This is a genomic window from Secundilactobacillus silagincola, from assembly GCF_002583405.1.
GTDB lineage: Bacteria > Bacillota > Bacilli > Lactobacillales > Lactobacillaceae > Secundilactobacillus > Secundilactobacillus silagincola.
Genome location: NZ_BCMJ01000011.1, coordinates 42,192 through 55,709, shown reverse-complemented (window position 1 = coordinate 55,709; position 13,518 = coordinate 42,192). Strand labels below are relative to the sequence as shown.

Sequence of the window (13,518 nt, the reverse complement as noted above, 5' to 3'; positions counted from 1 at the left end):
CCGCGGCCTTAGTTCCACTATCACTTTATCAAAAAAGTGATGTAATCATCTCCGTCGAGATTGATTACATCACTAATGTTAGTAAGTTTTTGTGGGGACAGATTACTTGTACAACGTGCTTTCCATGGCTGTTGGGCCGTTTGCTAACGAAATTTTATTTGGCCTTTGGATCATGGCAGGACCACTAGCTATTTATTTAACCCGAATTCCTGGGGCGGCGGTTGTCGGTGAAGTGTTGGGCGCTGCGGCTGAAGTTATTTTTGGTGGTACTTTTGGCATTGCAGCGTTGCTTTCCGGAATCGTTCAAGGTGTGGGTTCTGAGATTGGCTTTGCCGCTTGGCGCTACAAAAACTGGAGTTGGGCAAGCTTATTGACCTCTTCCGTGACCACCACTATCGTTGCCTTCACGTATGAAGTCTTTAAATTGGGGTATATTCACTACTCAATCTGGATGATTATTGCACTGTTTACCGTTCGGCTGATTTCGGTGATCTTTTTTGGAACGGTATTAGTTCACAGTGTGTTTACGCTGCTGAATCGCGCTCATGCACTGCGCCACCTAGGGTCAGAAAAATAACAGGTGCAATGACTTGCTTCAAACCTTCAAATTGAGTATTTTGTTGGCGTAGTCGTGTCGAAGTCACAAACTTTGGAGGTTTAAAATGCTTAAAATCGAGGATTCTATTGATCGTTTGGCTTGGAATACGGAACATCATTTTCTGCACATTCAGGCTCAGCATGAGTTTATGCGCGCTTGGGCAATTCAGTTTGAGTTAGGATATACGGATTTACGTGTGATTCAGATTGCTCTGCAGCTGTCAAAACCAGCGCAATCTGAATTATTATCGCAATTAACGGCAGCTTATCAGCAAGTGTATCAATACGAGTACGCCTTTGTTGCAGGTGGCCTTGACGGGTTTAATCAGCAGCTCGGTAATCAAATTGCGGATTACGAACAAGCCACAAAACAATTGCTCAATATTTTAGACCAGATCAAGTCGCTTTCAGATTAAGCGTCTACCTAAAAGTCCGTTTAGTTTTTACTGAGCGGTCTTTTTTTAGCTGCCTAATGATGCATGAGTTCACAATCATGTGGTAACATGGTTAAAACACCATGATGGCACATCGAGGGGACCATCAGGTGGATGGGTAATTTTAAGTAGGGGGAGTGGCAGCACATGGTTCACAAACTTTGGCATCAGTTTCCGAGGATAGAAAAACGGTTAGAGAAGCTTCAACCATACTTATTGGAAGCAGTACAACTGCCAAATCAACCGATTCATCACCAAATATTAGCGTTACTGCAGTCGGGTGGCAAACTATTAAGGCCGGGTTTCTTTTACCTCTTTAGTGAGTTTGGCCAGCAAAACGATGACGACGTGTTGCGTGCTGGTGCCGCTGCATTAGAGTTACTGCACGTGGCGACATTGATTCATGATGATGTCATCGACCAATCACCATTGCGTCGTGGTGTCACAACAATACATACGCTTTACGGTTCTCGAAACGCCATTTACGCTGGGGACTACCTGTTTACGGTTTACTTTAAAGAAGTTTTGAAAACGACCCATGATATGGCCGAACTGCAGTTAAACATCACAAGTATGCGCAATATTCTTATCGGTGAACTTGAACAGATGAAACTCAATTATAAGCGCAACGTCACGGAAGCGGATTATTTTCGCGAAATTACCGGTAAAACGGCTCAATTGTTCTGGTTAAGCTGTCGGCAAGGCGCGGTACTGAGTCATAGCGATGATCGAGTGGTTGATTTAGCGGGTGAAATCGGCATGACGATTGGCAAAGCCTACCAAATTTTAGATGACATCTTAGATTATGATGGTCAATCGCAGAAGACGAAAAAACCGGTGCTAGAGGATCTAAAAGCGGGCGTTTATTCCCTGCCGTTAATTTTAGCTATGGCGGATGCTAAGAGTGCTTTCAAGCCATATTTGGCTAAAAAAGAGCGGATGACCTCAGCTGATTTGCAGACCGTTCAGCAGCTGGTAGCCGAGAATCAGGGTGTTGAAAAAGCGCAGAAGGAAGCTACTGAACTGACTCAGCAAGCACTAGCCTTAATTGATCAGTTGCCTGAGTATCAAGTCAAGTCTGATTTAAAAACGCTTACTGCCATGTTGTTAAAACGGGATGAATAGTTTGCTGGTAACTGTTTGAATGATGATGACGTTCAGTGCTGTTTTTAGTCAGCTTGTTAAGCAGGTGAGCACTACGGATATCACGATTTTTCACGCGAAATGCGTCTTATTTGGTCATAATTATGGTATGATTTAAGACAGAAGAGTGAATGATCAAGGTGTCGATATTCTAGGAATCACAAGCAAGACAGGGCACTTTGCATGATCACGAGGAGGTAGTGCACGTATGTCTGAAGAAGTTGAAAAACAATTTTCGCCAGTTGAAAACAAAGTTATGGCAGCGTTGGAAGATGTTATTGACCCAGAATTAGGGATCGATATGGTTAACTTGGGTCTGATTTATGACATTAAAGTGGATGATAAAGGCAACTGTGTGATTACGATGACCTTGACTACCATGGGTTGCCCACTGGGTAATTTATTAGCAGATTCGATTACTGAAGCGGTTACCTCAGTTGATGGTGTTGAAACCTGTGATATAAATCTTGTTTGGGAACCAGCATGGAGTATTGATCGGATGAGCCGGTTTGCAAAGGTTGCGTTAGGAATTCACGGTTAGTCAATAAGAATAGGGTTGATTTCAATGGATATCGCAAAATTTGTTCAGCGACGCAAATCGCTGCATATTTCTCAGGTCAGGATGTGCGAGGGCATCTGTACGCAATCAACGCTGAGTAAGTTTGAATGTGGCGGTCATGTACCTTCACTGAAAATCTTATCGAAACTTTGCGCCAGAATCGGCCTCACCATTGATGACTTGAACGAATCGAATAAAGTTAGTGCTAACCAGCTCAAGGAGGATTTAGATTCGCTTGAGCGGGAATTGGTGATGGAAAATTACCAGAAGGTTTTAAAGGGTCTTTCAGCAATTGATGAAAAACAGCTAGATTCCATGCTGTTAAAAATGCAGTTCTACTATTTACGGGGGCTGATGGGGGCGTTGATCAATCAACCGCCTGAAGAAGTTTTGTATGATTTTTCGCAAATTTTAAACGATTTGGATGAGTCACATGAAACCATTTTTACACAGTTAGTTTATGTGGGATCTGGCGTGATGTATAACCGGCTGCAACAAGCAGACCGTGCTAATTTCTACTTTAAAAAGGTCCATTCGTTTATTCGCAACGTCTTAAAGGATGAACAGCTTTACTTCAATCGAGTTGGCGATAATTACTTACGATTGCTGACCATGATTTTCTTCACGGCTAGCTACTACAATTCTGTTGGTCAGTTAAAGGCGAGTCAAAAGTTGGTTGATAAGGGCGTGGAGATGTGTTCAGAACATCATGTCACTTATTTTCTGCCTAGATTGAAGTTTTTAGCAGCTAAGAATGCGATTGAAGAAAAAGAAGATCAAGCAGTCGTTGACCGTTTGATTAACGAGGTGTTGGCTTTTGCCCGAATCAACGACAATCAAGTCATTGAGGTTAAAGCAGCTGCCTTGAATACCCGGTATGAAAAGGGTGAATCGTTGGCGGATTTAACACCATAAATAAAACGCATGTTACAGCAACTATGCTGCAGCATGCGTTTTAGTATAATCACTTGCGATTCAACAAGAACAAGACTATTCTCAATTTAAATCGAATTTGGAGGAAAAGAAAATGGAATTAACGCCTACTGATTATAATATTTTAGATGCAATTGCCTCAGGTAAAGTTGAACCTGGTACTAGTCCGAGACACTTTGTGGACTATTGCGATAACGTGATTGGTGGTAATCCGCAGCCACTTATTGATGCAGGTTACATTGACGCAGATCCCTATATCAGTGGTTTAACGGAGAAGGGAAAACAGGCACTTGCCGATCGACAAAAGTAAGATTGATTTTAGCAATTACGCAGATGCTAAGCGAGCTATCTTAATCCAGCTTCAGCAGTGGCGTTGGCGAATTAGCAACGTTGAAGAAGCAGTTCGAAAGCGGAGTGACTTTGACGCAGTGATTGAAGTTAACCATCAGTTACGGCTTGCCATTCGGGATAGCTATCAGGCCAATCAAAGACTTTCCAGGCGTGAACCGATGGCTGCTCAACGGTTGCACCGGCGGTATTTACAAGTGCTTTTAGATTTATCGAGTCAAATTGTTTCAATTCCGTCAAAATCCATGGCATATGATGATTTAATTGGGTTCAAAGACCATCTATTGCAGGCGATTGACTATATTGACGATACATTACCGAAAAAGGAGAATGATTGAAGATGCAGTTGCTGATTGGCGATGTTGCAGAATTACGTATCCGAGCACGAAAAGCGGAAATTAAACTGTTTTTTGACAGTATTGGTTATCAGCTTTCGGCCAGTGGCGAGGAATTACTCTCACTATCAAGTGAGTATGCGCAACTCAGCGTTAAGCCACCGGTGACGTTTGTGCGTTATGATCAGGATCATTTTCTAAGTGTTCGGTCAGATGGCAGAGATATGTCGTTGCCGTATGCGAAGAAACCTGGGAAGTAGTTGGTGTAGAGCTGGATTGAGGGTCCGGTGAGTAGGGAGCTGCATGTAACTATAAAAAACGGTAGAATCCCCAAGACCGGGGGCACCTTTTCTAGGCACCTATGCCTTATCGGGCTCCAGTGAGCAGAGAGCTGCATGTAACAACAAAATGGCAGACCCCCCAAACCCCGGGGCTTCCGCCATTTTATCGTTACACTCCGCTCTCTAGGCGCTCACTTCCACACTTAGACATTATCGGGCTCCAGTGAGCAGAGAGCTGCATGTAACGATAAAATGGCAGACCCCCCAAACCCCGGGGCTTCCGCCATTTTATCGTTACACTCCGCTCTCTAGGCGCTCACTTCCACACTTAGACATTATCGGGCTCCAGTGAGCAGAGAGCTGCATGTAACTATAAAACGGCAGAACCCCCCAAGACCAGGGGGCTTCCACCGTTTCACAGTTACACTCCGCTCTCTAAGCGCTCACTTCCACACCTAGATTGCACCTAGAACTTTTTCGACACCTTATACGGTTTTGAATTCCCCAACTCATTATCATGGGAAATTTCGTTATCTGACAGGAAAATGTCAAACTGCTTTTCGCTTTCCATACCCTTAACAACCAGGACGTGACCAGCCTGAACGTGATTCTGGCGATAGATCTGGGCACTCCTTACTGCTTCATCGTAGTCGTGGAAGTTGGCAATTGAATCACCAGGGTTAAAAAATATAAGATTATCCATTAAAATCACTCCATTCCTGATTCACTTATATTATACCGCAAACGCTTTCAGGAGACGAGTTTAAAGAAAACGTTATAAGCCACGATGTTTCCTAGTATTACAGCGGTTTTTTTGATAAAATGAACATTGTTTTGAATTACGTCTTGTGACATCTTTTAGTGATCGTTCAAGTCGTGAGGCCGGCGTACGTGATGCGTCGCATGAAACGGTAAATAAATGCTAAAAAGGGGATTACAACATGTGTGGATTTGTTGGTTATGTTAACCAAACAGATGTGCCTAGCGATACGATCGTGAAGATGGCCAATCGTATTCGTCATCGTGGACCTGATGATGAAGCTTACTTTAATGATGATAAGGTCTCGATGGGCTTCCGTCGTTTATCAATTATTGATCTTGCGCATGGTAAACAACCCATGTATAACCAGGATCAAACTAAAGTTTTGACTTTTAACGGTGAAATTTATAACTACCAAGATATTCGTAAAGATTTACAGAAGTTAGGTTACGAATTTCGAACAGACGTTGACTCAGAAGTTTTGATTCACGGCTACGATGCCTGGGGTCCGGATTTGCTTCAGCATTTGCGCGGAATGTTTGCTTTCGTTATTTACGATTCTAAAACCGGTGAAGTCTTTGGTGCCCGTGATCACTTTGGTATCAAGCCATTGTACTATTACGATGATGGCAAGACTTTCCTCTGGGCTTCAGAAATCAAAGCATTCTTGGAACACCCAAACTTCAAAAAAGAACTTAATGAAGATCTATTAGCCATTCATTTGAGCTTTGAATTTATTCCTTCAAAGGATACGATGTTTAAGAACGTCTTCAAATTAATGCCTGGCCACTACTTCATTCATAAAGCAGATGGTCACACTGAAACTCACGAATACTATAAGTTCAGTTATGACAATATCGATGAGAATCAAACCATCGAAGAAGACGCTAAGAAGATCCGTAAGATCGTTGATGATTCCGTTGATGCCCACATGATCGCTGACGTTGAAGTCGGTAGTTTCTTATCAAGCGGGATCGATTCCAGCTACGTACTTAACGAAGCCGCAAAACTCAAGCCAATTCAATCCTTCTCCTTAGGGTTTAATAACTCTAAGTACAGTGAGTTGAGCTGGTCAACTGAATTTGCTAAGGAAATTCATCAGGACAACACACCATTAACCATGACGGGTGATGACTACTTCGATATTTTACCAACCATTATGTACTACATGGATGAACCGTTATCTAACCCTTCAGCTATGCAGCTGTATTATCTGTCAAAGGGAACTCGCGAACACGTGAAAGTGGCCTTGTCTGGTGAAGGTGCCGATGAATTCTTCGGCGGTTACAACACCTATTTGGAAGCAAAGCCGTTTGAACGTTATCAAAAAGCTGTACCACGCTTTGTTCGTAAGGGCTTGGCCAAAGCCGTTGTTAACTTGCCAAGATTCCATGGCCGTCGGTTCTTAGTTCGTGGTGCACAGCCATTGAGTGAACGTTATTACCGGGTGAACTACGTCTTCGATTATCATGATCGTGAAAAGATTTTGAAGAACCCTGATTTGAATCGTGATGCTGGTGAATACACTAAGCATATCTTTGATGATGTTAAAGACAAAGATGAAATGACTCAAATGCAGTATTTTGACATCAACACTTGGCTACCATACGATATTTTGCACAAAGCTGATCGGATGAGTATGTGCAATTCACTGGAAGTTCGGACACCGCTAGTTGACAAGGAAGTTGCTAAGTTTGCGGCTACCATGCCAATCAAGACACGGATTCGCGGTACTGAAACCAAGGTTTCTCTGCGGACGGCTGCGTTAGCTGAATTACCAGAACGGGTTGCTAAGAAGGAAAAGATGGGCTTCCCATCTCCAATCGCCACCTGGATCAAGCAAGATAAGTACCGTAAGCGGATTGAAGAAGCCTTTACTTCAGACGTTGCTAAGAAGTTCTTCAACACGGATGCATTACTTGAGATTCTCCAAGAACACATTAACGGTAAGTCATCAATGCAAAAGATCTTTACGATCTACACCTTTATTCTTTGGTATGAAGTCTACTTCCCAGAGAATACTTCAGCAGATACGATTAGCAAGGTTCGTCGTACGGATATCGATAAGATTCCAGTGGCTAACTAAACTGCATTTTTCCATATGAAACCGGCTGAAATGTCGGTTTCTTTTTGGATAGAACGGTGAAATAATAGAATTAGGACTCAATTAATTGGAGATGAAACGCGTGTCACTTGATATAACCCAAGTGGTGACTTTATTAGATGAACATGATTTATTAAAAACGGTCACAATGACTGATTCACAGCAGCAGTTTCAACACGTGAACTATAATTCACAAACGGTTAAGCCCGATACGTTGTTCTTCTGTAAGGGGAATTTTAAACCCGCTTATTTACTAGGTGCTAAAGAAGCAGGGGCCACGGCTTACGTTTCTGAGACTCGCTACGATGAGGGGCAAGGATTGACTAGCATTATCGTGACTGATATTCAAAAAGCCATGTCATTACTAGGTGCTGCGTTTTACGGCTATCCTCAAAATGACCTCTTTATCATTGCTTTCACAGGGACCAAAGGGAAGACCACTTCAGCTTACTTTACTTACGGTATCGAACGGACGCATACCCATGATCGAGTAGCACTGTTTTCAACCATTGATCGTATCGTAGGCAATGCACCTGAAGACCGGTTCAAGTCGGACTTAACGACGCCTGAATCATTGGATTTATTCCACGATATGCGGCATGCCGTGGATAATGGCATGACACACTTAGTCATGGAAGTGTCCTCACAAGCGTACAAGAAGAACCGGGTGTACGGATTAAAATACAACGTTGGTATTTTTCTCAACATTTCACCGGATCACATTGGTGAAAATGAACATCCAACCTTTGCGGACTATTTGCACTGCAAGGAACAGCTGCTAGTTAATGCCGAAACCTGCATTATTAATGCGGAAACGGCGCATTTAGCGGATGTGTACTACGCTGCTAAAACTACGACGCAACCGGAAAATATTTACTTGTACGCAAGAGAGGGTGCCAAGCTGGAAATGCCATTGGACCTTGATGTGACGTTCAAGAACACCAGTGAAACGTTGCATCAGAGTAAATTTCAAGTGACTGCGGTATCCGAAAAAGCGAAACAGTTCGCTATTGACGGTAGTTATGAACTACACGTACCGGGTGACTTCAACGAGAGTAACGCCGCCAGTTCAATCATTGCCAGTGCGTTGTCTGGCGCAAGTTATGACGATGCTAAGACCGCATTGACGGATGTCCACGTTCCTGGACGAATGGAAATGGTGACCAGCAAGGATCACGGCACCATTTATATTGACTATGCACATAATTACGGTAGTTTAAAGGCGTTGTTGAGCTTCTTGAAGGTTCAAACTGGTGCCGGTCGAGTCATCGTTGTCATTGGGAGCACTGGAAATAAGGGCGTTTCCCGTCGCGAAGGCTTTGGTAAAGCACTGAGTGAAGAAGCCGATGTGGCGATTTTGACGACGGATGATCCCGCTTATGAAGATCCGAAGAAAATTGCTGAGGAAATCGATGCTCATATCGATCATCAGCAAGTCAAAGTGCAGTACGTCATGGATCGCAAAACTGCGATTGAAACGGCTATCAAAATGAGTACGAAAGATGATATCGTGGTGCTTGCTGGTAAGGGTGAAGATGCCTTCCAGAAAGTGAATGGTGTCAACACGCCATACCCAACCGATGTCACGATTGCTAAAAACGCTGTGGAGGAACTTTAGATTATGCAAGAAACACCAGAATTTACCCCAGTTTTATTGGGAAGCGACTTTAATGTATACGGCATGGCACGTTCGTTTTATGAACTCTACCATCAACCAGTGAAGGCTATCGCGTCCATCCAATTAGCCCCCACTCGATTCACCAAAATTGTTGATTTGGAACTGATCCCAGGCTTCTCTGAGGATCCAGTCTGGATCGACTCAATGCGTAAGATCAAGGAACGCTATCGTGACCATAAAGAACCAGTGATCCTGATTGGCTGTGGTGACGGTTATGCTGAGCTAATTGCTAAACATAAGGACGAGTTATCCGACGTGTTTGTTTGCCCGTATATCGACTATGATTTATTGAAGCAATTAAATAATAAGGAACGTTTCTACAAAATTTGTGACAAATACAATTTGCCATATCCTAAGACGCGGACGATTTCTAAGGAAGAACATGATAGCCAGACGGTTGTTGAACAGCCCTTTGACTACCCGGTTGCCTTGAAGCCAACTAATAGTGTGGAATGGCTGGACGTGCATTTTGAAGGTCGGAAGAAAGCCTTCCGGATCCAGTCTCGCGAAGAGTTTGACAAGGTATTGGACGCTGCATATGCTAACGGGTATAAGTCAGATTTTATTCTCCAAGACTTCATTCCTGGCGATGACAGTAACATGCGGGTACTGAATGCTTACGTGGATCAGAATCACCACGTTAAGATGATGTGTCTGGGTCATCCGTTGTTGGAAGATCCAGCACCTTCCGCAATTGGTAACTACGTGGCAATTTTGCCGGAGTATAACGAGGCCATTTACAAAACAATCAAAGATTTCTTGGAAAAAATCGACTTTACCGGTTATGCCAACTTTGATATGAAGTATGATGTACGTGATGATACGTTCAAATTATTCGAAATTAACCTCCGACAGGGACGCAGTAGCTTCTTTGTGACGCTCAATGGCTATAATTTAGCTGACTGGGTGGTTAAAGATTACGTTAAGCAGGATTTGGTTGATCAACCAACTGTTTATGGTAATCAGGACGAAAGTAAGCACGCGCTTTGGTTGGGAGTACCAGCTAAAGTCTTCAAAAAATACGCCCGTGAGAATGCCGATAAGGACCGGGCACTGGAATTGATCCGAGCCGGCCGTTATGGGACCACTTATCAGTATTCACACGATATGAACCTGAAACGCTGGACATTGATTCAATGGATGAATCATAATTACTCGAAGAATTTTGACCGTTATTTTGCTGAAAACAAAGGGTGATTTTATGGAACACTTCTTTACAATCATTGGTGGCATGGGAACAGAAGCCACTGAAACTTACATTCATCAGTTAAACGAGCGGACGCCAGCTAATAAGGATCAGGATTATCTCAACTATATTCTGGTCAATCATGCAACAGTGCCAGACCGTACAAGCTATATTAAAGATCATAGCCAGCCGAATCCAGCGATACCACTGGTGAACGATATTAAGATTCAAAGCCAGTTAAAGCCCGATTTCTTTGCCTTACCATGTAATACGGCACACTATTTCTATGATGAGATGCAGGCCGCTACCGATATTCCAATTCTGCATATGCCTCGCGAAGCAGTGAAGGAGATCGGTAAGAAGTATCCTGAAGCGCGGCGAATCGGTTTAATTGCTACTGAAGGTACCATATACGACCATATTTATGATCATGAAATTATGGATGCAGGCTATGAGTTTTTAGCTCCTAGCCAGTCTGTTCAAGACCAGACCAACAAGCTGATTTATGACTGTATTAAAGACAATAACGTTGTGGATCGTCAGCTGTATCATGGTTTAGTCCAACAAATGTTTGATGAAACTAACTGTGACGCATTGGTTCTGGGCTGTACTGAACTTTCTTTGGCGCAGGACCGTGAACCAGTGACGGATAAGCCGATGATCGATAGTCAGTCAATCTTGGTTGATCGGTCGTTGGAGTTGGCGTTGAAAGCACAAAAGGGATAGTAAATAAAAAGATTAGCTAGCGTCCATTTGGAGGCTGGCTAATCTTTTTGATTTTAAATGGAATGTAGTGTTGTCATAATGCCCACTGCAGCCGTGAGTAAAATTAGCAAGGTAATGACAATACTCCAAGCAATGGAGAGACTGTGTTCTTGTTTGCGACCAAAAGCAATTTCAATAATTAAAACGACGATGATTGCCAGTGCGCCCTTTAGCGAAACCAAGAGAGGTGCGTGGTGGAAAGTTCGAATCATGAGTACAACGGTTGCACACGCCATGATGAGATAAACTAAGCGGTCGATGATGAGCCACTGAGCAATCTTTTTCTCAGATGTTCGGTTTAAACCGATGATGGTTACTGGGATAAGTAATATTAAACTGATGAAGTAGATGGTCAGCCACATACAAGTCACATCCTAGAATAAAATATATTACATATTAGTAGTAGTTATCGTTAGTTACTGTTATCTTAAGTCTACCACGAAGGCGTTATGAAACTCATTTTCAATTTGAAAATCTTAAGGAAGATTAAGTTTACGGAAAGTTTCAGTATTATGAAAATAAGCCTTGTATTCACTGGCTAAATTTGTTATCATCTTTTTCATCATGCGAAGTGGAGGGGATAACCCAATGGCAGAACATCAAGTTGGCGACTATGTAAAGGGTAAGAAATTTGGCTCTTTTGAACATGACTTTGAAGGGGAAATCGAGAAAATTTATGAAAACTCGGTATTAATTCACATTTTAAGTTATAACAAGAGTGATCGTATTTTGGTTGGTGAACTTAACAACCGCGCTATTGTGCGTAAAGAAGACGCTGAACCGGCAAAAGCAAAAGCCGAATAATGAAAATAACGGTAAACTATTTCAGAAAAGCTGATTTTTATGCAATTTCATGCTGACAGATTAAGCTGAATATGATAATATAGTTACTGTTATGCGGGTGTAGTTTAGTGGTAAAATCCAAGCTTCCCAAGCTTGAGTCGCGGGTCCGATTCCCGTCACCCGCTTAAGAGAACAACGCGGTGCAGAGCTGATCCGAAAGGGTTGGCTCTTTTTTTATCAGTTGGGTTATTTGAGCGAATTAGAATGGATTTAAAACGATACGGACAACATTACGGGCAGCATCGACCAAGATAAACAAAGTTGGTGAGTAAATACTACGAAAAAATTTTATAAATTAGTAAATTGGAGTTATGTGCTGTTCACATGATAAATCGTTTTAAAAAGTCGAATTCCAAGTATTTAACGGATTTTAATCAGCAAGTTACAAAAATACCACGGCTCATGTTATAACTGAGTCGTGGTAACAGTCGAATGATACCTATAGATTATCGTTAAACAACTAAAGAACCGTCGTTAACTGTCCAAGGCTATTCTGGGCGGTTTTTTAGTATCGTTAGAAATTTCCAAATAGTGCAGCACTAAATTTTGTATGGGAAAATAAACAATAATCATTGAATCTGATACGTTCTGAATTAATATATCACTTTCGTCTACATGAAAATGATAGGCATTACGAATATGAAGGTAACGATTGTAACGAAGCCTTCTAGGGCTTGCTGAAATTTTGTTGTAGCTGGATGCAATGCAGCTTTTCGGATGGCCTGATATTGCCGTTGATACTGATCATCTTGATTAATCGGTAGAAAAGTATGAATAATTCTCACTATACGTCGGTGATTTATCCATTTAAGAACAAAAATCAAGATTATACCGGTGAGTATAAGTGGACCTGTGAGTGCAAAATCATTGCGGATGACTTGGTTTAGATGAATTATCCATCCTTGAGTTACGGCTACGGCAGTGATGGTGTAAAGATACAGCAAGTATTCTACGATTCTTAAATGCTGATACTTTGAGTAAGGTTTAATCAAAGCACGAGTTAAATTGAATAAGCTAGAAAATTGTGTTTTCATTGGGAATTTGATTTTATTCATCCTCATCATCCTCAGAGTCCATTTCGACATTTTGCCCCCAGTCAACTTCGGGAGTGTCAACTGACCCATACTTTTTAGCTTGATCATCAATGGTATTCCAAAACTCTGATGAATCATCATGTTGATTTTCAGCATCGACTTCAGCAATCATTTCGTCTAAATCAACTGCTTTATCATTCTTTCGTGAGTCTAACAAGCGCCACATTGCAACTGAATCGTTACTGGCATTGAGTTTTTCTTTACCAATAGATTTCATAGTATCCCATTCGCGGTCCTCGTCGGTGATACTGTCACGAAAACCGGACCAATTGGATTCATCCCAAAAATGATTGTCGGCCTTTAATGAGTTTGCAGAATCTTCCTCATCATCCCCAAACAACCATGCGTTGATTTCTTCTTGAGTGTCCAACGTTTTAGGGGACATTGCCTCTGACAAGCGAGCAATTTCCTTCATATTCTTTTTATACTGCTTTTTACGCTGTCGTTTATTTGCCATT

17 protein-coding genes and 1 tRNA gene are annotated in these 13,518 nt (G+C 42.2%); 14 read left to right on the top strand and 4 right to left on the bottom strand.

The window, feature by feature from the left end; translation table 11 throughout:
• Nucleotides 1-91: 91 nt before the first annotated feature.
• The 8 genes from CES82_RS10715 to CES82_RS10680 all read left to right on the top strand — a co-directional run bounded on the left by CES82_RS10715 (nt 92) and on the right by CES82_RS10680 (nt 4,609).
• Nucleotides 92-577, top strand: a complete 486-nt coding sequence (locus tag CES82_RS10715) for an ECF transporter S component (RefSeq protein WP_225364899.1) — start codon at nt 92-94, stop codon at nt 575-577.
• Between the two features lie 85 nt (nt 578-662).
• Nucleotides 663-1,013, top strand: coding sequence for a hypothetical protein (locus CES82_RS10710; RefSeq protein ID WP_098826177.1), 351 nt, complete (start codon nt 663-665; stop codon nt 1,011-1,013).
• Between the two features lie 165 nt (nt 1,014-1,178).
• On the top strand, nt 1,179-2,156 hold the full coding sequence (locus CES82_RS10705; RefSeq protein ID WP_098826175.1) for a polyprenyl synthetase family protein: 978 nt from the start codon (nt 1,179-1,181) through the stop codon (nt 2,154-2,156).
• A gap of 226 nt (nt 2,157-2,382) precedes the next feature.
• Entirely contained in the window at nt 2,383-2,715 is a 333-nt protein-coding gene (locus tag CES82_RS10700) for a metal-sulfur cluster assembly factor (protein WP_098826173.1), read from the top strand.
• A gap of 24 nt (nt 2,716-2,739) precedes the next feature.
• A complete protein-coding gene (locus tag CES82_RS10695) occupies nt 2,740-3,648 on the top strand; it encodes a helix-turn-helix domain-containing protein (protein ID WP_098826171.1) in 909 nt (302 codons plus the stop codon).
• A 112-nt stretch (nt 3,649-3,760) separates the two neighbouring features.
• Nucleotides 3,761-3,976: a hypothetical protein gene (locus CES82_RS10690; protein ID WP_098826170.1), complete on the top strand. Its 216-nt coding sequence runs from the start codon at nt 3,761-3,763 to the stop codon at nt 3,974-3,976.
• Complete coding sequence (locus CES82_RS10685) at nt 3,957-4,352, top strand: hypothetical protein (RefSeq protein WP_098826168.1); 396 nt, start codon at nt 3,957-3,959, stop codon at nt 4,350-4,352. Before CES82_RS10690 ends, CES82_RS10685 begins: the two co-directional genes overlap by 20 nt.
• Entirely contained in the window at nt 4,349-4,609 is a 261-nt protein-coding gene (locus CES82_RS10680) for a hypothetical protein (protein WP_143466305.1), read from the top strand. Before CES82_RS10685 ends, CES82_RS10680 begins: the two co-directional genes overlap by 4 nt.
• 487 nt (nt 4,610-5,096) lie before the next feature.
• Here the strand turns inward: CES82_RS10680 and CES82_RS10675 are convergent, their stop codons facing one another.
• Nucleotides 5,097-5,333, bottom strand: coding sequence for a hypothetical protein (locus tag CES82_RS10675; protein ID WP_098826164.1), 237 nt, complete (start codon nt 5,331-5,333; stop codon nt 5,097-5,099).
• A gap of 238 nt (nt 5,334-5,571) precedes the next feature.
• Here CES82_RS10675 and asnB point away from each other — a divergent pair, with 238 nt between their 5' ends.
• From asnB to CES82_RS10655, 4 genes are all read left to right on the top strand, one after another.
• Entirely contained in the window at nt 5,572-7,476 is a 1,905-nt protein-coding gene (gene asnB / locus CES82_RS10670) for an asparagine synthase (glutamine-hydrolyzing) (protein WP_098826162.1), read from the top strand.
• A gap of 100 nt (nt 7,477-7,576) precedes the next feature.
• Nucleotides 7,577-9,112: a UDP-N-acetylmuramoyl-L-alanyl-D-glutamate--2,6-diaminopimelate ligase gene (locus CES82_RS10665; protein ID WP_098826160.1), complete on the top strand. Its 1,536-nt coding sequence runs from the start codon at nt 7,577-7,579 to the stop codon at nt 9,110-9,112.
• Between the two features lie 3 nt (nt 9,113-9,115).
• Nucleotides 9,116-10,369 (top strand): carboxylate--amine ligase, encoded by a 1,254-nt coding sequence (locus CES82_RS10660; protein ID WP_098826158.1) that lies wholly within the window; start codon nt 9,116-9,118, stop codon nt 10,367-10,369.
• Between the two features lie 4 nt (nt 10,370-10,373).
• Nucleotides 10,374-11,084, top strand: coding sequence for an aspartate/glutamate racemase family protein (locus CES82_RS10655; RefSeq protein ID WP_098826156.1), 711 nt, complete (start codon nt 10,374-10,376; stop codon nt 11,082-11,084).
• A gap of 53 nt (nt 11,085-11,137) precedes the next feature.
• Here CES82_RS10655 and CES82_RS10650 read toward each other — a convergent pair whose 3' ends face one another.
• The gene (locus tag CES82_RS10650) at nt 11,138-11,485 is read right to left on the bottom strand and encodes a DUF1516 family protein (protein ID WP_098826155.1); all 348 of its coding nucleotides are present in this window, start codon (nt 11,483-11,485) and stop codon (nt 11,138-11,140) included.
• A gap of 226 nt (nt 11,486-11,711) precedes the next feature.
• On the opposite strand from CES82_RS10650, the gene CES82_RS10645 reads away from it, so the two are divergent.
• Nucleotides 11,712-11,927 (top strand): DUF2187 domain-containing protein, encoded by a 216-nt coding sequence (locus CES82_RS10645; protein ID WP_098826153.1) that lies wholly within the window; start codon nt 11,712-11,714, stop codon nt 11,925-11,927.
• A 93-nt stretch (nt 11,928-12,020) separates the two neighbouring features.
• Nucleotides 12,021-12,091 (top strand) — tRNA-Gly (locus CES82_RS10640).
• 486 nt (nt 12,092-12,577) lie between these two features.
• Here CES82_RS10640 and CES82_RS10635 read toward each other — a convergent pair.
• Both CES82_RS10635 and CES82_RS10630 read right to left on the bottom strand, forming a co-directional pair.
• Nucleotides 12,578-13,021: a hypothetical protein gene (locus tag CES82_RS10635; RefSeq protein WP_098826151.1), complete on the bottom strand. Its 444-nt coding sequence runs from the start codon at nt 13,019-13,021 to the stop codon at nt 12,578-12,580.
• Complete coding sequence (locus CES82_RS10630) at nt 13,014-13,517, bottom strand: hypothetical protein (protein WP_098826150.1); 504 nt, start codon at nt 13,515-13,517, stop codon at nt 13,014-13,016. Before CES82_RS10630 ends, CES82_RS10635 begins: the two co-directional genes overlap by 8 nt.
• Nucleotide 13,518: the final 1 nt, after the last annotated feature.